This is a genomic window from Novosphingobium sp. NBM11 (assembly GCF_015390225.1).
Classification (GTDB): Bacteria; Pseudomonadota; Alphaproteobacteria; order Sphingomonadales; family Sphingomonadaceae; genus Novosphingobium.
In genome coordinates, this window is the sequence record NZ_VUOG01000001.1 from 885,266 (window position 1) to 902,632 (window position 17,367).

Sequence of the window (17,367 nt, forward strand, 5' to 3'; positions counted from 1 at the left end):
GGTCACCTTCCCTTTTCGGGCATGGCGGCATCGCACCAGTGCCCCGGCGCCAGACCGTCGAGCGTCCAATCGCCGATCCGCCAGCGCACCAGACGGAGCGTCGGATGGCCTACCGCGGCCGTCATGCGGCGCACCTGGCGGTTGCGCCCTTCGCGGATCGTCAGGCGCAGCCAGCAGTCCAGCACGCTCTTACGGAAACGGACGGGCGGATCGCGCGGCCACAGGGCGGGATCATCGATGCGTTCGACCTCGGCGGGCAACGTCGGCCCGTCCTTCAGCCGCAAGCCACGGCGCAAGGCCTGAAGCGCCGCCGCGTCGGGGTCGCCTTCCACTTGGACGAGATAGGTCTTGGGCATCTTGAAACGCGGATCGGCGATCCGCGCCTGCAGGCGCCCATCGTCGGTGAGCAGCAGCAGCCCCTCGCTGTCGCGGTCGAGCCGCCCCGCCGGATAGAAGCCCGGCCGGTCGATATAGCTGGCCAGCGTCGGCCGTTCCGGACCGTTGCTTTCGTCGGTGAACTGGCACAGGACGCCATAGGGCTTATTGAAGAGGATCAGGGCCATCGTCCTCCCTTGGACCGCCGCGTGTGGCAAGCGCAAGAGCGCGTCGCCAGCGCGGTTGTCCGGCCCTGCCCGCCGGTTCAGATCATCTGCGAAAAATCGGTCAGCGCGGCGTCGCGCAACCCGCGCCAGATGCGAAAGGCCTGCGCCGTTTCCGCCACGTCATGCACCCGCACGATCTGCGCCCCGGCATCGATCGCTTTCAGCGCCACCGCCAAAGAACCGCCCATGCGCTGGTGCGCCGGTGCCTCGTTCGACAACGCACCGATCATGCGCTTGCGGCTGGCGCCGAACAGGATCGGCTGGCCCAGCGCATGAAACAGCGGCAGCGCGTTAATCAGCGCAAGGTTTTCGGCCAGCGTCTTGCCAAAGCCGATGCCCGGATCGAGCAGGATCTTCTCGCGCGCGATGCCCGCCGCCAGCGCCGCATCGCGCCGTTCGCGCAGATCGTCGAACACGTCGAGGACGACATCAGCATAGGCGCCATCGGCGTGAAGATCGTCGGCCCCGCCCGGCGCGTGCATCAGCACCACGGGCACGCCGCTGCGCGCGACGATCTCGATCGAGCGCGGATCATGGCGCAGCGCCGATACGTCGTTGACGATGTGCGCGCCGGCGGCCAGTGCCGCCTCGATCACGGTGGAACGGCGGCTGTCGATGGAGACCGCCGCGCCCGATGCGGCTAGCCGCTCGATCACCGGGACCACGCGCTTGGCCTCGTCCCCTTCCCACACCGCCGCCGCGCCGGGGCGGGTCGATTCCCCGCCGACGTCGATGATCGCCGCGCCCGCTTCGAGCATGGCCGACGCGTGTTCGATCGCCGCATCGGGCTTGTCGAGGAACTTGCCGCCGTCCGAAAAGCTGTCAGGCGTGACGTTGAGAATGCCCATGACCTGCGGCTGATCGAGCCGGATCGTGCGCGGACCGCACTGGAGCGGCGCATGGACCTGCCGCAAGGCCGCCCATTGCACTTCGCCTTCGCGCGCCAGTGCATCGGGCAGCGCCGTCAGCGCGTCCGCCATTTCCGGCACGGACAGCCGCCGCCGCGATACCAGCCGCGCTCCCTCGCGCACCAGCAGCGCGAAACGGCTGGCATAGACCAGCCCGCCAGCGAGACGGACGGCCTCGCCCTCCTCGCTCTGCGGACTCTCAGCGAAAGTGATTGGACGGATATAGAGCTTCTGGACCATGGCTTACGCCCTAGGACAGCCTGGTCAGCGCCTCAATCCTCGACAGCCAGCAGATAGAGCTGGCGCAGCGCGTCGATCGGCTTGATCTCGCCCTCATGCTCGATGTGCCAGAAGGTCCATCCGTTGCACGAAGGCGCGCCTTGCGCCTTGGCGCCAACGCCGTGGATCGACCCCGTATCAGTGCCCAGCGCGAGCGACCCGTCGGCGCGCACGCTGGCCACGAAGCGGCGCTTCTTGTCGAAAAGCTGTGCGCCCGGCGCAATCCAGCCGCTTTCCACGAGTTGCCCGAACGCCACCTTGGGCGCGGACCGCTTGCTCTGCATCGTGGTCAGCGCGGATTCGTCGAGTGGCAGCGCCATCTCGATCCGCTCCTCGGCCACTTCGATATAACTCGGCTCGCGTTCGCAGCCCAGCCAGTCGCGACCCAGGCGCTTGGCCACCGCGCCGGTGGTGCCGGTGCCGAAGAAGGGATCGAGCACGAGATCGCCCTTGTTCGTGGTGGCCAGCATCACGCGATAGAGCAGCGCCTCTGGCTTCTGCGTGGGATGCGCCTTGGCGCCATTGCGCCGCAGTCGCTCCTGCCCGCTGCAGATCGGCAGAACCCAGTCCGAGCGCATCTGCAATTCGTCGTTGAGCGTCTTCATCGCGCGATAGTTGAAGGTGTACTTCGCCTTCTCGCTCTTGGCCGCCCAGATCAGCGTTTCGTGCGCGTTGGTGAAGCGCGTGCCCTTGAAGTTGGGCATCGGGTTGGCCTTGCGCCAGATGATGTCGTTGAGGATCCAGAAGCCCAGGTCCTGCAGGATCGCGCCGACGCGGAAGATGTTGTGGTAGCTGCCGATCACCCACAGCGAGCCATCGGGCTTCAGAATGCGGCGCGCTTCCGCCAGCCAGTCGCGCGTGAAGCTGTCATAGGCGGCGAAGCTGTCGAACTTGTCCCAATCGTCGGTCACGGCATCGACGTGGCTGCCATCGGGCCGGGCGAGATCGCCGCCGAGTTGCAGGTTGTAGGGGGGATCAGCGAAGATCATGTCGATGCAGGCATCGGGCAGCTTGCGCATTTCTGCGATGCAATCGCCGCGCAGGATGCGGTTGACGGGTAGCGCTTCGCTCCGAAGCGCCTGCGCCGGAGCCGCGCGCAAAGCCCGCGCCCGCTCTTTCGCCAATGTTGCCGTCGTCACGATCGAAAATCCCCCTGCTGACAGCCTATAGGGTGTTGCATCGGGACTCCCGCGTCAAGCCACGACTCGCCGGAATCAGGCGAGTCGCAGGCGTTGCAGAAGGAGAACGGAACGAGTCCGGATCGATATGTTGAGTCCGCGCCACAAGGAACGACTCAACATCTTGTGGGGGAAGACGGCCGAAAAAATTTGCCGATGCTACAGCAGGCAAAGCTGCGCCACGGGCGCGAAGCTGCGGCGATGCAGCGGCGTAGGCCCATGGCGGCGCAACGCGGCGAGATGTTCGGGCGTGCCGTATCCGGCATTGCGCTCCCAGCCATACTCCGGATGAACGCCCGCCGCTTCGCGCATGATCCGGTCGCGATGTTCCTTGGCTATGATCGAAGCGGCCGAGATGCACGGCTCGATCGCATCCCCACCCACGATCGCGCGCGCCGGCCAGCACCATTCCGGCCGACGCCCGTGCGGCGTCAGGTTGCCATCGACTCTCACCTCGCCAACCGGCCCTTCCAGTTGCGCGTGCAGCGTACCGACCGCCAGCGTCATCGCCAGCATGGTGGCGCCGAAGATATTGAGGCGGTCGATGTCCTCGACCTCGACCACGCCCACCGCCCAGCGGCAATGGAGCTTGATCTGTTCCTCCAGCACCCCGCGCCGGGCGGCGCTGAGCTTCTTGGAATCGGCAAGTCCTTGCGGCGGCGCCTCGCCCAGCACGACCGCGGCGGCCACCACCGGCCCGGCCAGCGGTCCGCGCCCGGCTTCGTCCACGCCGATGACAAAACCGTGCAAGGATGTGGCACTGACGGAAGAGATATGCATTGATGGTGGCATGAGCAGAACGTTCCTCTCCGTCCTATCGCCCCTCGCCCTCGTCCTCGCAAGCTGCGGTTCGCCGATTTCGGCCCAGAAAGATGCGACGCACGATCCCGCGCCGCACGAGGTTCCCGCCGGGTCGGAGCCGTTCACGGTGACGGACGTTGCCACGTTCGACGAACCCTGGGCCATGGCCTTCCTGCCCGGCGCGGCCTCGGCGCTCGTTACCGAGCGCGCAGGCAAGCTGAAGCTGTGGCAGGCCAGCGGGCCGGTGCTGGACGTCGCCGGCGTTCCCCCGGTCGATTACGGCGGACAAGGCGGGCTCGGCGATGTGGCGCTGGCACCCGATTTCACCACGACCGGCACGGTCTACCTGAGCTGGGCCGAAGCCGGCACCAACGACACGCGCGGCGCAGCCGTGGCGCGGGCGAAGCTCGTCACCGATGGCGGCAAGCCCCGGCTGGAAGGATTGCAGGTGATCTGGCGGCAGGTGCCCAAGGTGACCGGCCGCGGGCATTATTCGCACCGCATCGCCTTTTCGCCCGATGGCCAGTACCTGTTCCTCTCCTCGGGCGAACGGCAGAAGTTCGATCCGGCGCAGGACCTGGGCGTCAATCTGGGCAAGATCATCCGCCTGCTGCCCGATGGCACGCCCGCTCCGGGCAATCCGTTCGCCGATCGCGGCGGCGTTTCCGCGCAGATCTGGTCCTACGGCCACCGCAACGTGCTGGGCCTGAAGTTCGATGCGCAGGGCCGGCTGTGGGATCTCGAACACGGACCGGCGGGTGGCGACGAATTGAACATCGTCAAGCCTGGGCAGAACTACGGCTGGCCTATCGTGTCCAACGGCGATCACTATGACGGCCGCCCGATCCCGCGCCATGCCACGCGCCCCGAATTCGCCGCCCCGGCGGTCAGCTGGAACCCGGTGATCGCGCCGGGTGATTTCCTCTTCTATTCGGGCAAGGCCTTCCCGGCGTGGAAGGATCAGGCGCTAATCGCGGGGCTGGGATCGGAAGCGCTGGTCCGCGTCGCCATCGACGGCGAAAGCGCGCGCGAAGTGGAGCGTTATCCGCTGGGCCACCGCCTGCGCGAGATCAAGGAAGCACCGGACGGCACAATCTGGCTGCTGGAAGACGGCAAGGATGCGAAACTGCGCAAGCTGTCACCAAAACCCTAGGGCCGGCCCTGCTTCGCTGTTAGAGCGGCGCCATGGTTTTCGATCCCTCCATCGTCGATTGCTGGTTGTTCGATCTCGACAACACGCTCTACCCGGCCACCACCCGCATGTTCGACCAGATCGATCATCGCATGGGCGCGTACATCGCCAACCTGCTGGGCTGCGACGACGACGAGGCGCGGCGCGTGCAGAAGCTCTACTTCCACGATCACGGCACCACGCTTTCGGGCCTGATGCACTATCACGAGGTTTCGCCTTACGAATTCCTCGAGTTCGTCCACGACATCGACATGACTCCTCTGGCCACCGCGCCCCGGCTGGCGGACCGGATCACGCGCCTGCCCGGCCGCAAGATCGTGTTCACCAACGGTGATGCGCCCTATGCCGAGAAGGTGCTGGCCGCGCTCGACCTGTCGGATTGCTTCGACGGGATGTGGGACATCCACGCCATGAACTACCGGCCCAAGCCCGAGCCATCGGCCTACCATGGCGTAGTCGAGGCGTTCGGCATCGTTCCCGAGCGCGCGGTCTTCGTCGAGGATTCGGCCCGCAATCTCGCCCCGGCCAAGGCGCTGGGGATGCAGACGATCTGGCTCGATCTCGCGACCGAATGGGGCGACCGCGCGATGGACCCCGCCGCGATCGACCTGGTCATCGATGACTTTTCCGAATGGCTCGACGCGCTTGCCCGCGACGGTGTGCTGGGCTAGGCGGCGCTCCTGAATTTCAGGCCTGTTCCGCAGGCGCCGCCCGCACTTGCGGGCAATCCAACAGTGGGGAGACCAAGATGACCGCCCAGCTCGAAGCTGCCATCGAAAGCGCATGGGAAGCGCGTGACGGCGTGACGCCCGCCAGCAGCGACGTGCGCGCGGTAGTCGAACAGGCGCTGGAACTGCTCGATTCCGGCAAGGCCCGCGTGGCGGAAAAGATCGACGGCGAATGGCGCGTCAACCAGTGGCTCAAGAAGGCGGTGCTTCTTTCCTTCCGCCTGAACGACAACGCCGTGATCGATGGCGGCGCGGCCGGCGCGCCCGCGTTCGACAAGGTGCCGTCGAAGTTCGAAGGCTGGGGCGAGAACCGCTTCCGCGACGCCGGCTTCCGCGTGGTGCCGGGCGCCGTCGCCCGCCGGGGCGCGCATATCGCCAAGGGCGTGGTGCTGATGCCCAGCTTCGTCAACATCGGCGCCTATGTCGATGAAGGCACGATGGTCGATACCTGGGCCACCGTCGGGTCCTGCGCGCAGATCGGCAAGAACGTGCACATTTCGGGCGGCGCGGGCATCGGCGGCGTGCTGGAACCGCTGCAGGCCGGTCCGGTCATCATCGAGGACGGCGCCTTCATCGGCGCGCGTTCGGAAGTGGCCGAAGGCGTGATCGTGGGCCAGGGCGCGGTACTGTCCATGGGCGTGTTCCTGGGCGCGTCGACCAAGATCGTCGACCGCGCGACGGGCGAAGTCCACATCGGCCGCGTGCCGCCCTATGCGGTGGTCGTGCCCGGCTCGCTGCCCGGCAAGCCCCTGCCCGATGGCACGCCCGGCCCTTCGCTGTACTGCGCCGTGATCGTCAAGACGGTGGACGCGCAGACGCGCAGCAAGACCGGGATCAACGAACTGCTGCGCGACTGAGTTCGCACGGATCATGCCCGTCGGCTGGAAGCTGGAGGAACGCTGCCGCGCGGCGCTGCTTCTCCGCTTCCCGCCGCGCTATCGGCGCGTGATCGCCGACCATGTCACGCTCAACCTGCATGATCGCGCGCCGCCATGCCCGGTGGGCGAAGCGCAAGTTATCGGCCGGTGCGACGACGATGCCGGCGTGGAAGCGCTCGTCGTGCGGATAGACGGTTCGACTGCGCGGCCGGACGGACTGGTCTGGCACATCACCTGGTCGCTTGCCGATGGGCGTGCGCCCCGGGAAAGCAACGGGGCCATCGCCACGCTCGGCTGGATACCCGTCGAACCCTTTCCACTCGGGCTGGTCCCCGCGCTCTGGTAGGCGTTGACGGCAGGCGGGCGCGCCGGCAAGGCAGCACCATGGCTGCCGCCTCCTCTCTCATCGCCACGCTGGGGCTGTCCCCACACCCCGAAGGCGGCTGGTATCGCGAGACCTGGCGCGCACCGGCACAGCCGGGCACGCGCGCGGCCGCCACGGCTATCCTGTTCCTGCTGGAAGCGGGGCAAGCGTCGCACTGGCACCGGGTGGACGCCGCCGAAATCTGGCTGTGGCACGGCGGCGACGCGCTGGACCTGCGGATCGCCGCGCACGACCACGCCGCTCCGGCAACACACCGGCTCGGCCCCGATGTCGCGACCGGGCACAGCGTGCAGGCGGTGGTGCCCGAACAGCACTGGCAGGCGGCCTCCCCCGTGGCCGGAGGGCCGCACGGCTATACGCTGGTGTCCTGCGCGGTCGCCCCTGCGTTTGAGTTCTCCGGCTTCACGCTCGCCCCGCCGGGCTGGGAACCAGGCGCATGAAGGACAGCATTGCGCGCATCGGCTGGCGCTTCGTGCTGGCGGCGTTCTACGCGCTGGCCGGCGTGCTGCACATCGTCCGTCCAACGCCGTTCCTGTCGATCATGCCGGCGTGGGTTCCCGCGCCCGAACTGGTCGTGATGCTGACCGGATGGGCGGAATTGCTGGGCGCCATCGGCCTGGCCCAGCCCGTTTCGCGCGGCCTGCGCCGCGCCGCCGGGATCGGGCTGGCGCTCTACGCGGTCTGCGTGTTCCCCGCGAACATCCACCATTTCGCGCTGGACATGGCGAAAGCGGATCACGGTTTCGGCCTTGCCTATCATATTCCCCGCATGGTCGCGCAGCCGGTGCTGGTCTGGCTGGCGCTGTGGGTCGCCAACGTGATCGACTGGCCGTTCGCGCGGCGCAAGGGTTGAATTCCACGATGCTGCTGGCCGATCCCTTCACCCTGTTCGTTTGCGCGCTGGCCGTGGTTCTCGTGGGCATGGCCAAGGGCGGTTTCGCCGGGCTTGGCGTGCTGGCGACGCCGCTGGTCGCGCTGGCGCTGCCCCCGTCCCAAGCCGCCGCGATCATCCTGCCGATCCTGATCGCGCAGGACGTGATCAGCGTTTGGTCGTTCCGGCATAGCTGGGACCGCTGGATCGTAGCCTGGATGCTGCCGGGCGCGGTGGTGGGGATCGGCATCGGCTGGGCCTTCGCCGCCTGGGTCAACGAGAACGTGCTGATGGCTGCGCTGGGCGCCATCACCCTGGGCTTCGGGCTTTACCGGCTGTGGCTGGAGCGCGGACATCGCGTGGTCGCCGCATCGACCTCACCGGGCTGGGTCGGCCTGCTGTTCGGCGCGGCCACCGGCCTCACCAGCCAGATCGCGCACGCCGGCGGCCCACCGTTCCAGATATGGGTGGCGCCGCGCAAGCTGCCGCACGTGACGTACGTCGGCACCAACTCGATCCTGTTCGCGGCGATCAACTGGTTGAAGCTGCCCAGCTACATCGCGCTGGGCGTGATGACGCATCAGGTGCTGGTGGCCGCGCTGATGCTGCTGCCGCTGGCGGCGGCCAGCACGCTGGTCTCGATCCGCCTGTTGCGCCGGCTCAAGCCAGACCGGTTCTATCACATCACTTACTGGCTGATGGTGTTCCTGGGCGCGAAGCTCGTGTGGTCGGGCCTGTTCTGAACCTCAGGTGCGCACGCTGGCGGGCAGGCGACGCAGCAGCACGAGCGCGATCAGCGCGAACCCGGCGGAGATCAGGAACGGCACGCCGGGGAAATGGACTGGCGCGGCGGGGCCGATGAACCAGGCCATTGGCCAGGTCAGCACCATCGGCGCGATCACGCCGGCGATCCCCGTCGTCATGGAGGCGATGCCTTGCACTTCCCCCTGCGTTTCCGGGGTGGCGCGGGATGAGAGCATGGCCATCACGCTCGGCTGCACCAGCGATTGCACCGCCACGGCGGCCAGGATGGCGAAAGCGACGATCGTGGAGGTGGTGAAGGCATACGTCACGAAGCCGATCGCCGCGCCGATGATTCCCACCGTCGCCGCATCGCGTTCGCCCAGGCGGCGCACCGCGCGGCCGGTCAGGAACACCTGAGCGAAGGCGATGGTCACGCCCACGGCCGCCAGGCTGAGGCCGATCATCCGGTCCGACCAGCCGAACTGGGCAATGCCATAGAAGCTCCAGGTCAGCGGATAGACGAGGCCCGCCAGTTGCCAGAACAGCAGCACCAGCGCGACGTTCAGCATCCCCGGCTGCGCGCGCAGCACCCGCCAGGACCCGAGCGGATTGGCGCGCGACAGCGTAAACGGCCGGCGGTTTTCATGCGCCAGCGTTTCGGGAAACACCGTCAGCCCGTACAGGAAGTTCAGGCCGGCAAGCACACCCGCCGCCACGAAAGGCGCGCGATCGCCCCATCCCGTCAGCAGCCCGCCCAGGGCCGGTCCGACCACGAAGCCCACGCCGAAGCCGGCGCTGACCATGGCGAAGTTGCGCGCGCGATCCTGTGGCGCGGTGACGTCGGCAATGGCCGCCTGCGCCGGCGCGTAGCTCCCGCCGAAAAGGCCCGACAGCACGCGCCCCAGGAAGATCAGCGGCAGCGTGTGCGCCAGCGCGAGCAGGGCATAGTCGACCGCCAGCCCGCCCAGCGCCGCCAGCAGAACCGGTCGCCGCCCCACCGCATCGCTGAGATTGCCCAGCACCGGGGCGGCAATGAAGCTTGCCACCGCCATGGCCAGCCCCATCCATGTCCCGACGCCGATGGCCTGCGCCAGATCCAGGCCGCCCACATCCATCAGCAGGCGCGGCAATACCGGCATGACAAGGCCGAACCCCATCGCGTCGATGAAGATGGTAGTGGCGATGAAGGTGACGGTATGGCGGTTCGGGGAAGTCATCGGCCTTGCTTGCCTGATTACATCTTGGAACAAAAGAAATACATGCGCCATGATGACGGCGGCAGACCGGAAACACTGGCCATAGAGTCAACGGGCTGCCATGGGCACAGGCGATCCCCTCATTACAGGATGCCGGACATGAGCGACGACGAATACGTCTACGATGAAGACAGCGGCGAATGGATGACCGCGGCCGATCTTGCGGCGAAGCGCGCGGCGGAAAGCTCCATCGAAGTACGCGATGCGGTGGGTAACCTGCTGGCGGACGGCGATCAGGTGACGCTGATCAAGGATCTGGACGTCAAGGGCGCGGGGCAGACGCTCAAGCGCGGGACGCTGATCAAGTCGATCCGCCTGACCGGCGATCCTCAGGAAATCGACTGCAAGTTCGACGGCATCAAGGGACTAGTGCTGCGCGCCGAGTTCGTCCGTAAGCGCTGACGCGACACCGCACCGCAGCATATGGCGGCGCGACGCCCCGTGCCCCACGGCACTCCGGCCGCCACACCCCGTTTTCAGGACGCGGTTTTGGCAACGCCCTTTTGCCAATACGCTTATGTTTTCGTTAAAAATCCCGAGTGAATTGCATCTTTTGCAATCGGGCCGTCCGCAAATACACTTGCTCGCACACGCACAATCATTATCTCGCCTAACAACAAGATAACGGGTGCCCAAGGCAATCTTTCCTTCCTGAGACAGGGGATATTGCCATGATCAAGACCACTTTCGCTTTCGCCGCCGCGCTCGCGTTCGTTCCCGCCGTGGCGCAGGCCGACGAAATCGCCAACACTGAAGCCTTCACCCACAAGGGCGTGGACTACAGCTACACGACCGAAGTGAAGGGCGACACGAAGATCGTTCGCGGCACCGCCTATGCCGGCAAGGTTCCGTTCGAACTGCGCGTGAAGAACAAGAGCGTCGACGGCACGTTCAACAACCGCCCGGTTCACTTCGAACTGCGCGACGTGCAGAAGCTCGGCCTCTGAGCTTTCTCCGGGCGCCAAGACGCCTGGAAACAAGCTAAAAACGGCCCCTTCCCGCCCCTAGGCCGGAAGGGGCCGTTTGCGTTGCAACCTTCGCCGCTCAGAATGCAAAGCTAGCTTGGCGTACCGGTGGCGGCACCAACGGCCAGCGGTCCAGCACTTCGTGGCGATGCAGGCCGACCAGGCTGTGGATGAGCAGCACCTCCGTTACCGGCCATCCGAAACCGAGCTTCCGCAGTCCCCGCGATGTCAGGGCCGTATCGTAAGACAGCGTCATGTGCGGACTATAGCGCACCTTGGGGTGCAACGGCGCCCGCATCCCCGCCATGGCCTGCGCGATGCAATCATAGACGGCCTTCCCCCCCACGTGGCCTTTCCCCGGTTGAGCCAATATCGATTCTTTGCCGACGACAATTTTGCCCAGCATCATCTCGAACGGCGCCGCGGCAATCCTTCGGCCCGCGCGCAACAGCGTCTCGACATAGGCCGGCGGGCACTCTCCCTGATCGAAGTCCTTTGTAATCGCCAAGGTCATGTGCAAGCGGTCCGCCGTGACGCGCGCGCGCTTCAACCCCATAGCGCGCGCGTGCGCGGCGATCCGCTCCGCGGTTTCGACTGGTGGCACCACCGCGAAGAAGAAGCGATCCTGAACACGCGCGGGTTTCATGAGATGGACGCCAAGACTCGCATTTGTTCACTATATGTTCTTTTCAATCCTTCGTCCACATCCGGCGGTCTTAGCGATTTGGAAACCAGAAGCCGCCATGCTGTCCGGTCATGAACGGCCTGTCCGAAGCCAAGACGATCCGGCGCCTGGTCCTTACCGGGCTGCTTGTCGTGGGCGGCTCGGTTATCGCGTCCGTGGTTTGCACGCACATTTCCTTCATGGACGGCAGCGCCAACCCCATATTCTATCGCGATGCGATGTTCTTTGCCGTTCTGATTCCGCTGCTCATCGCGCCGGTCGCCTATGGCTACATTGCCTGGCTGACCTGGCGACTGCATCACACTTATGCCGAACTGGAAGTGATGGCGCACACCGACGCCCTCACCGGCCTGCCCAACCGGCGCGCCTTCGTCGAAGACATGGAAGGCCGGCTCAGACGGGCCGAGGATAACGTGCTGGTCTTCGCGATGGTGGACCTCGATCACTTCAAACGGATCAACGATTCGATGGGCCATGCCACGGGCGACCTTGCGCTGCGCCATGCCGCCGAAGTGCTGCGCGACAGCGCCCCCGCCGGCTCCGTCGTCGCACGGCTGGGCGGCGAGGAATTCGCGGTTCTTCTCGCCCAGGCGCCGGACAACGCATGCGGGACGGAGCCGGAAGCCCGGCTGGACGTCATGCGACAGCGCCTGGCCGACCTTCCCCTCATCGTGCCGGGCGGCGTCGTCCGCATGACCGCCAGCTTCGGCATGGCCGTGCCCCTGCCCGGCGAAGCGCTGGACAGCCTGCTAAGGCGCGCGGACAGCGCGCTCTATCGCGCCAAGGCGGATGGGCGCAACCGGGTGACCCGCGCCGCCTGAGAGCCTCACGCCAACGTCACGAAAAGTTCGGCTTCCAGCAGCCACGCGCCGCCCACCTCGCGCCATTTCGCGCTGTAGATGCCGGAAGCGGCGACCTGCTCCGATCCCGCCACCACGCCGCGCCAGGTGCCCTGCTCCATAGCCACGGGCTCGACCGCCGATGCGGCGACACTTTCAGGCACGCGCTCGTACACCGTGCGCGGGCGCGCCGAAAACTCGCGTTTCCATGCAGCCAGCTGCGCCTTGCGCCCGGCGATCACCGCGCTGTCGGAGCCGGTGACCAGCACCACGCCAGGCGCCAGGATCGGCCCGATCGCAGCGAGATCGCCCTCCGCCAGCGCGCGGTTGAACGCGGCGCGGCGCAGGCGGATGGCAAGTTCGGCCGCGCCCGCCTGGTTCACTCCGCCGCCGGAATATAGAGATCGCCCGCCTCGCGGTACTTCTCGCTCATTTCGGCCATGCCCTTTTCCGCTTCGTCCGCCGCGATGAAGCCGGTGCTGGGCTGGTTCTGCTTCGCCGCGAAATCGCGCACTTCCTGCGTGATCTTCATCGAACAGAACTTCGGACCACACATCGAGCAGAAGTGCGCGGTCTTGGCGCCTTCGGCCGGCAGCGTCTGGTCGTGGTACTGCTCGGCCGTATCGGGATCGAGGCTGAGGTTGAACTGGTCACGCCAGCGGAACTCGAAGCGCGCGCGGCTCAGCGCATCGTCGCGCAGCTTGGCGGCCGGGTGCCCCTTGGCGAGATCGGCTGCGTGGGCGGCAAGCTTGTAGGTCACCACACCTACCTTTACATCGTCGCGGTCAGGCAGGCCAAGGTGCTCCTTGGGCGTGACATAGCAGAGCATCGCCGTGCCGAACCAGCCGATCATCGCTGCGCCGATGCCGCTGGTGATGTGGTCGTAGCCCGGCGCGATGTCGGTAACGAGCGGCCCGAGCGTGTAGAACGGCGCTTCGCCACAGGCGGCAACCTGCTTGTCCATGTTCTCCTTGACCTTGTGCATCGGCACATGGCCCGGCCCCTCGATCATCACCTGCACGTCCTGTTCCCAGGCGCGCTTGGTCAGTTCGCCCAGCGTGTAGAGTTCGGCGAACTGCGCCTCGTCGTTGGCGTCGGCCACCGAGCCGGGGCGCAGGCCATCGCCCAGCGAATAGGCGATGTCATAGGCCTTCATGATCTCGGTGATTTCGTCGAACTTCTCGTAGAGGAAGCTCTCGCGGTGGTGCGCCAGGCACCACTTGGCCATGATCGAGCCGCCCCGACTGACGATGCCGGTCACGCGCTTGGCGGTCATCGGGATGTAGGGCAGGCGCACGCCGGCGTGGATCGTGAAGTAATCGACGCCCTGCTCCGCCTGCTCGATCAGCGTATCGCGGAACACTTCCCAGGTCAGGTCCTCGGCAATGCCGTCGACCTTTTCCAGCGCCTGGTAGATCGGCACGGTGCCGATCGGCACCGGGCTGTTGCGGAGGATCCATTCGCGCGTGTCGTGGATGTTGCGGCCGGTGGACAGGTCCATCACCGTGTCCGCGCCCCAGCGGATCGACCAGACCATCTTGTCGACTTCGTTGGCGACGTTCGACGCCACCGCCGAATTGCCGATGTTGGCGTTGATCTTCACCAGGAAGTTGCGGCCGATCGCCATCGGTTCGCTTTCCGGGTGGTTGATGTTGCTGGGAATGATCGCCCGGCCACGCGCCACTTCCTCGCGCACGAATTCGGGCGTCACGTAATCCGGAATGCTCGCGCCCCAATCCTGCCCGTCGCGCGCTAGCGCTTCCTTGAGCTGCTTGCGACCCAGGTTCTCGCGGATGGCGACATATTCCATCTCGGGGGTGATGATACCCCGGCGGGCATAGTGCATCTGCGTGACGTTCTGCCCCGCCTTGGCCCGCAGCGGCGCCGTGTTCACGTTGGGGAACGGCGGGACGCCGCCAGACCGGTCGGGGCCGAGCTGGCCATTGTCCTCGGGCTTCACTTCGCGCGCGGAATAGGTCTCCACATCGCCGCGTGCCACGATCCAGTCGCGGCGCAGCGGAGCGAGACCCGCGGCAATATCGATCGTGGCGGCGGGATCAGTATAGGCGCCCGAGGTATCGTAAACCCGCAGCGGCGCTTCGCCCGAGGATGGCTCCAGCGCGATTTCGCGCATGGCGACCTTCACCCCCGGGAAGTTCGGCGATTCGACGTAAATCTTGCGGCTGCCGCGAATGGGGCCGGTCGTCACGCCGATTTCCAGGGGAGAGTTGATGTCGGCCATGGCACGCTTCCTTCCTGGGACGGACGAAGAGCGCCAAGACGGCCGCCCTTCCCTCCGCCCGTGCTAACGGGTTCAGGTTCGACGGGTCGTGGGCTGCGAAACCCACCTCTCAGCCTTTTGGAAACGCAGGCTCCCCGGGGTGTGAGCCAGCATTAGGCGCATTGCGACGGCGCGTCCAGCCAATGAACGCCGGATGCGCCGCCGCAACGGCAAGCGGACGGTCAAATACGACGGGAAGCCGCGCGATCAGGCCGCGACCGGTTCCTCCGCTTTCGCCGAGGCCGTCCGTTTCACGCCATCATAGACGAATTCCGTGCCTTCCAGATCGATCGCCGGGATTTCCATGCGTTCGGCCCAATAGTCCTGATTGTGCCGCCATTCCGGCTTGTCGCCCCCGCGCGGCAACTCATCCAGTCCGCGCATGAGATAGCCGGGATTGAAGTTGTCGCGCTCGATCCACGGCCCAAGCTCCATCCCCTCGTCCTCGGGCCGTAGCGCCACGTCGATCCGCTTCGCACCGCGCGCGTCCATGTGGTTGAGCAGCTTGCACACGAAATCGCCCAGCATGTCGACGCGCAGCGTCCAGCTCGCCCGGAAATAGCCCATGACCCAGACGAGGTTGGGAACGCCGGTGAACATCATGCCGCGATAGTTGACTGTATCGTGCCAGTTGACCGCCTTGCCATCGACGGCGAAGGGAATGTCGCCCATGACGGACAGGCGGAAGCCGGTGCAGGCGACCACGATATCGGCCTCCAGTTCCTCGCCCGAGGCCGTCCGCACGCCCTTTTCGGTAAAGCGGTCGATCGTGTCGGTCACCACCCGCACATGGCCAGCCGCGGCGTGCTGGAACAGGTCGCCATCGGGGCAGAACGCAAGGCGCTGCTGCCACACGCGATACTTGGGGGTGAAGTTCGGCTCGAACGCGAAGTCCTCGCCCGCATAGGCACGCACCAGCGCCTTCAGTTCCTCGAACACCACGTCCGGTTCGGTCTGGCAGCGCTTCGTCAGCACGTCCTGATCGTGCATGACCTGGGCACGCACGACGCGGTGAACGGTCGGTTCGTCGATGCCGATCTGGCGCAGACGGTCGGCCAGCTCGTTCTGGTTGGGATGGCAGAAGAAATAGGTCGGCGAACGCTGGAGCATCGTCACCTGCGCCCCGGCATCGCAGAACGCCGGAACGACCGTGGCGGCGGTCGCGCCCGATCCGATCACCAGCACCCGCTTGCCCTTGACGTCGATCGCCGGGTCCCACAGCTGGGCGTGGATGAACGTGCCCTTGTAGTCCGAGAGGCCAGCCCAGTCGGGCACATAGGGCTTCTCGTGATCATAATAGCCCTGGCACATCCACAGGAAATTGGCGGTGAAAGTCACCTTGGCGCCGTCCGCCTTGCGCGTGGTTTCCACGGTCCACAGGTTGTCCGTGCTGGACCAGTGGCAGCCGGTGATGCGGTGGCCATAGCGGATGTGTTCGCCGATGCCGTTCTCGTCGATCACCTCGCCCATGTACTTGAGGATTTCATCGGCGCTGGCGATCGGCGCGCCGATCCAGGGCTTGAAGCGGTAACCGAAGGTGTAGAGATCGGAGTCCGAACGGACGCCGGGGTACTTGTGGGTTTCCCACGTCCCGCCGAACGTGTCCTTCGCCTCGATCACGACATAGCTCTTGCCGGGGCACTGGTCCTGCAAGTGATAGGCCGATCCGATGCCGGAAATGCCGGCGCCGACAATCAGCACGTCAACGTGATCCGTCTTCGCTTCCTGAGCCATCATACCTCTCCATGAGCCGGCTTATGGATGCCGGCTTTTGCCGGTTCACCTGCCTTGCTTCGGCAGAAGAGTGCCTTGCGCATTGACTGGGATCAAGAACATCGCGTCACGCGCGGCGCGCGATCGGTCCAAGAATTAACGAACGTTCATGCGCCGGATCATCCTGCGTCATGTGCAGCCGTGCAAGAACCGCTCGCAACGGCAGACCGAACCGACGCAAGGACGGTCCGATGCCGTAGCGGAATTTGATCTTTCGAATTTCCAGCCTTGGGAGCGGCCCCCCCGGACCCGCTCCCGCTCCGGGGGCGGGCAGACCACCCTTCATCCCGCCCCCGGAAATCTTTCCAGGCGCCCGGAAAGGTTCCGAAACCAGCCGCAATGCGGTCAGGCAGCGGCCTGCCAGTGGCGAATCGCCTCGATCGGCCATGCCAGCATGAGGACGTTGAGCGCCAGATTGTCGCGGATCATTGCCAGCGTGAACAGTTCGAACGCGATCGCCAGCCCGATGGTGGCCCATGCCGGCAGGCGCGAGGCGACAATAAAGCCAAGGGCCATGAAGCCGATGTCGCTTGCCGAATTGAGCACGCTGTCGCCGGAATAGCCCCACGATACCGTGACCGACCGGTAGCGATCGATGATGATCGGCGAGTTTTCGAGCAGTTCCCACGATCCCTCGATCAGCACGGCGAATGGCAAGGCCCAGCGCGACGAAACCCGCCGGGCCAGCGCGGGCACGCGCCACAACAGCCGCGCCGCACCATAGAACAGCATCCCGTGAATGAGGTGGCTGAAGCTGTACCAGTCCGAAACCTGCTGGCTGTTTTCGGGCGATTCCACCACGCCCTGCCATAGGCGTACCACGCCGCACGGGCAGATGGGCGGCCGCCCTTCCCCCAGCAGGATGCCGACGATCAGCGCCGCGATCAGCAGCGCCACGACCATTCTTGCCCGGTCGGGCGTCAGCGGCAGAGGGGATGCAAGGCCGGCCTTCATCGCTCCCCCTTAGCCTTACGGCGTTGCCAAACCATTGATAGGCCCCAT

General features: G+C 66.1%; 20 protein-coding genes and 1 riboswitch. Of the genes, 10 read left to right on the plus strand and 10 right to left on the minus strand.

Translation table 11 applies throughout. From position 1 onward, the window contains the following. Positions 1-2 precede the first annotated feature (2 nt). The 4 genes from F1640_RS04240 to F1640_RS04255 all read right to left on the minus strand — a co-directional run bounded on the left by F1640_RS04240 (position 3) and on the right by F1640_RS04255 (position 3,759). A complete protein-coding gene (locus F1640_RS04240; protein WP_194917892.1) occupies positions 3-563 on the minus strand; it encodes a pseudouridine synthase in 561 nt (186 codons plus the stop codon). 77 nt (positions 564-640) lie between these two features. Next, the gene (folP, locus tag F1640_RS04245; RefSeq protein ID WP_194917894.1) at positions 641-1,750 is read right to left on the minus strand and encodes a dihydropteroate synthase; all 1,110 of its coding nucleotides are present in this window, start codon (positions 1,748-1,750) and stop codon (positions 641-643) included. A 32-nt stretch (positions 1,751-1,782) separates the two neighbouring features. Further along, complete coding sequence (locus F1640_RS04250; protein WP_370449681.1) at positions 1,783-2,928, minus strand: site-specific DNA-methyltransferase; 1,146 nt, start codon at positions 2,926-2,928, stop codon at positions 1,783-1,785. A 198-nt stretch (positions 2,929-3,126) separates the two neighbouring features. Beyond that, entirely contained in the window at positions 3,127-3,759 is a 633-nt protein-coding gene (locus F1640_RS04255; RefSeq protein ID WP_255530234.1) for a ribonuclease HII, read from the minus strand. Between F1640_RS04255 and F1640_RS04260 the strand changes: the two genes are divergently transcribed. The 7 genes from F1640_RS04260 (at position 3,758) to F1640_RS04290 (ending at position 8,565) form a co-directional block, all read left to right on the plus strand. After that, positions 3,758-4,921: a PQQ-dependent sugar dehydrogenase gene (locus tag F1640_RS04260; RefSeq protein ID WP_194917896.1), complete on the plus strand. Its 1,164-nt coding sequence runs from the start codon at positions 3,758-3,760 to the stop codon at positions 4,919-4,921. The two genes, F1640_RS04255 and F1640_RS04260, sit on opposite strands and share 2 nt — an antisense overlap. Positions 4,922-4,953: 32 nt before the next feature. After that, entirely contained in the window at positions 4,954-5,631 is a 678-nt protein-coding gene (locus tag F1640_RS04265; protein WP_194917898.1) for a pyrimidine 5'-nucleotidase, read from the plus strand. Positions 5,632-5,708: 77 nt separating this feature from the next. After that, positions 5,709-6,545 (plus strand): 2,3,4,5-tetrahydropyridine-2,6-dicarboxylate N-succinyltransferase, encoded by an 837-nt coding sequence (gene dapD / locus F1640_RS04270; RefSeq protein WP_124809134.1) that lies wholly within the window; start codon positions 5,709-5,711, stop codon positions 6,543-6,545. 13 nt (positions 6,546-6,558) lie between these two features. Continuing rightward, complete coding sequence (locus F1640_RS04275) at positions 6,559-6,912, plus strand: hypothetical protein (RefSeq protein ID WP_194917900.1); 354 nt, start codon at positions 6,559-6,561, stop codon at positions 6,910-6,912. 38 nt (positions 6,913-6,950) lie between these two features. After that, positions 6,951-7,391, plus strand: coding sequence for a cupin domain-containing protein (locus F1640_RS04280; RefSeq protein ID WP_194917902.1), 441 nt, complete (start codon positions 6,951-6,953; stop codon positions 7,389-7,391). Next, on the plus strand, positions 7,388-7,804 hold the full coding sequence (locus tag F1640_RS04285; RefSeq protein ID WP_194917904.1) for a DoxX family protein: 417 nt from the start codon (positions 7,388-7,390) through the stop codon (positions 7,802-7,804). Before F1640_RS04280 ends, F1640_RS04285 begins: the two co-directional genes overlap by 4 nt. Before the next feature lie 8 nt (positions 7,805-7,812). Beyond that, positions 7,813-8,565: a sulfite exporter TauE/SafE family protein gene (locus F1640_RS04290; RefSeq protein ID WP_125956858.1), complete on the plus strand. Its 753-nt coding sequence runs from the start codon at positions 7,813-7,815 to the stop codon at positions 8,563-8,565. A gap of 3 nt (positions 8,566-8,568) precedes the next feature. On the opposite strand, the gene F1640_RS04295 is transcribed toward F1640_RS04290, so the two are convergent. After that, positions 8,569-9,783, minus strand: coding sequence for a TCR/Tet family MFS transporter (locus tag F1640_RS04295; protein WP_194917906.1), 1,215 nt, complete (start codon positions 9,781-9,783; stop codon positions 8,569-8,571). A gap of 138 nt (positions 9,784-9,921) precedes the next feature. Here F1640_RS04295 and F1640_RS04300 point away from each other — a divergent pair, with 138 nt between their 5' ends. Beyond that, positions 9,922-10,224, plus strand: coding sequence for an alkylphosphonate utilization protein (locus F1640_RS04300; protein WP_124809139.1), 303 nt, complete (start codon positions 9,922-9,924; stop codon positions 10,222-10,224). A gap of 269 nt (positions 10,225-10,493) precedes the next feature. Next, entirely contained in the window at positions 10,494-10,769 is a 276-nt protein-coding gene (locus F1640_RS04305) for a hypothetical protein (protein WP_124809140.1), read from the plus strand. A gap of 97 nt (positions 10,770-10,866) precedes the next feature. Here F1640_RS04305 and F1640_RS04310 read toward each other — a convergent pair whose 3' ends face one another. Further along, positions 10,867-11,433 (minus strand): 2'-5' RNA ligase family protein, encoded by a 567-nt coding sequence (locus F1640_RS04310; RefSeq protein ID WP_194917908.1) that lies wholly within the window; start codon positions 11,431-11,433, stop codon positions 10,867-10,869. Between the two features lie 110 nt (positions 11,434-11,543). On the opposite strand from F1640_RS04310, the gene F1640_RS04315 reads away from it, so the two are divergent. Beyond that, positions 11,544-12,293, plus strand: coding sequence for a GGDEF domain-containing protein (locus F1640_RS04315; protein WP_194917910.1), 750 nt, complete (start codon positions 11,544-11,546; stop codon positions 12,291-12,293). 5 nt (positions 12,294-12,298) lie between these two features. Here the strand turns inward: F1640_RS04315 and F1640_RS04320 are convergent, their stop codons facing one another. From F1640_RS04320 to F1640_RS04335, 4 genes are all read right to left on the minus strand, one after another. After that, positions 12,299-12,694, minus strand: a complete 396-nt coding sequence (locus tag F1640_RS04320; RefSeq protein ID WP_194917912.1) for a nuclear transport factor 2 family protein — start codon at positions 12,692-12,694, stop codon at positions 12,299-12,301. Further along, entirely contained in the window at positions 12,691-14,553 is a 1,863-nt protein-coding gene (gene thiC, locus F1640_RS04325; RefSeq protein ID WP_194917914.1) for a phosphomethylpyrimidine synthase ThiC, read from the minus strand. Before thiC ends, F1640_RS04320 begins: the two co-directional genes overlap by 4 nt. Positions 14,554-14,584: 31 nt before the next feature. Beyond that, positions 14,585-14,700: riboswitch (TPP riboswitch) on the minus strand. A 99-nt stretch (positions 14,701-14,799) separates the two neighbouring features. Continuing rightward, positions 14,800-16,326 carry an NAD(P)/FAD-dependent oxidoreductase gene (locus tag F1640_RS04330; protein ID WP_194917916.1) on the minus strand — a complete coding sequence of 509 codons (1,527 nt, stop codon included), beginning with the start codon at positions 16,324-16,326 and terminating at the stop codon, positions 14,800-14,802. A 384-nt stretch (positions 16,327-16,710) separates the two neighbouring features. Then, positions 16,711-17,319, minus strand: coding sequence for a DUF2585 domain-containing protein (locus tag F1640_RS04335; RefSeq protein ID WP_375336178.1), 609 nt, complete (start codon positions 17,317-17,319; stop codon positions 16,711-16,713). Positions 17,320-17,367 lie beyond the last annotated feature (48 nt).

Bases quoted from the DNA above. Each gene is read 5' to 3' on its own strand.
- F1640_RS04240 (WP_194917892.1), bottom strand. From the start codon at position 563: ATGGCCCTGATCCTCTTCAATAAGCCCTATGGCGTCCTGTGCCAGTTC.
- folP (WP_194917894.1), bottom strand. From the start codon at position 1,750: ATGGTCCAGAAGCTCTATATCCGTCCAATCACTTTCGCTGAGAGTCCG.
- F1640_RS04260 (WP_194917896.1), top strand. From the start codon at position 3,758: ATGAGCAGAACGTTCCTCTCCGTCCTATCGCCCCTCGCCCTCGTCCTC.
- F1640_RS04255 (WP_255530234.1), bottom strand. From the start codon at position 3,759: ATGCCACCATCAATGCATATCTCTTCCGTCAGTGCCACATCCTTGCAC.
- F1640_RS04265 (WP_194917898.1), top strand. From the start codon at position 4,954: ATGGTTTTCGATCCCTCCATCGTCGATTGCTGGTTGTTCGATCTCGAC.
- dapD (WP_124809134.1), top strand. From the start codon at position 5,709: ATGACCGCCCAGCTCGAAGCTGCCATCGAAAGCGCATGGGAAGCGCGT.
- F1640_RS04275 (WP_194917900.1), top strand. From the start codon at position 6,559: ATGCCCGTCGGCTGGAAGCTGGAGGAACGCTGCCGCGCGGCGCTGCTT.
- F1640_RS04280 (WP_194917902.1), top strand. From the start codon at position 6,951: ATGGCTGCCGCCTCCTCTCTCATCGCCACGCTGGGGCTGTCCCCACAC.
- F1640_RS04285 (WP_194917904.1), top strand. From the start codon at position 7,388: ATGAAGGACAGCATTGCGCGCATCGGCTGGCGCTTCGTGCTGGCGGCG.
- F1640_RS04290 (WP_125956858.1), top strand. From the start codon at position 7,813: ATGCTGCTGGCCGATCCCTTCACCCTGTTCGTTTGCGCGCTGGCCGTG.
- F1640_RS04295 (WP_194917906.1), bottom strand. From the start codon at position 9,783: ATGACTTCCCCGAACCGCCATACCGTCACCTTCATCGCCACTACCATC.
- F1640_RS04300 (WP_124809139.1), top strand. From the start codon at position 9,922: ATGAGCGACGACGAATACGTCTACGATGAAGACAGCGGCGAATGGATG.
- F1640_RS04305 (WP_124809140.1), top strand. From the start codon at position 10,494: ATGATCAAGACCACTTTCGCTTTCGCCGCCGCGCTCGCGTTCGTTCCC.
- F1640_RS04310 (WP_194917908.1), bottom strand. From the start codon at position 11,433: ATGAAACCCGCGCGTGTTCAGGATCGCTTCTTCTTCGCGGTGGTGCCA.
- F1640_RS04315 (WP_194917910.1), top strand. From the start codon at position 11,544: ATGAACGGCCTGTCCGAAGCCAAGACGATCCGGCGCCTGGTCCTTACC.
- thiC (WP_194917914.1), bottom strand. From the start codon at position 14,553: ATGGCCGACATCAACTCTCCCCTGGAAATCGGCGTGACGACCGGCCCC.
- F1640_RS04330 (WP_194917916.1), bottom strand. From the start codon at position 16,326: ATGGCTCAGGAAGCGAAGACGGATCACGTTGACGTGCTGATTGTCGGC.
- F1640_RS04335 (WP_375336178.1), bottom strand. From the start codon at position 17,319: ATGAAGGCCGGCCTTGCATCCCCTCTGCCGCTGACGCCCGACCGGGCA.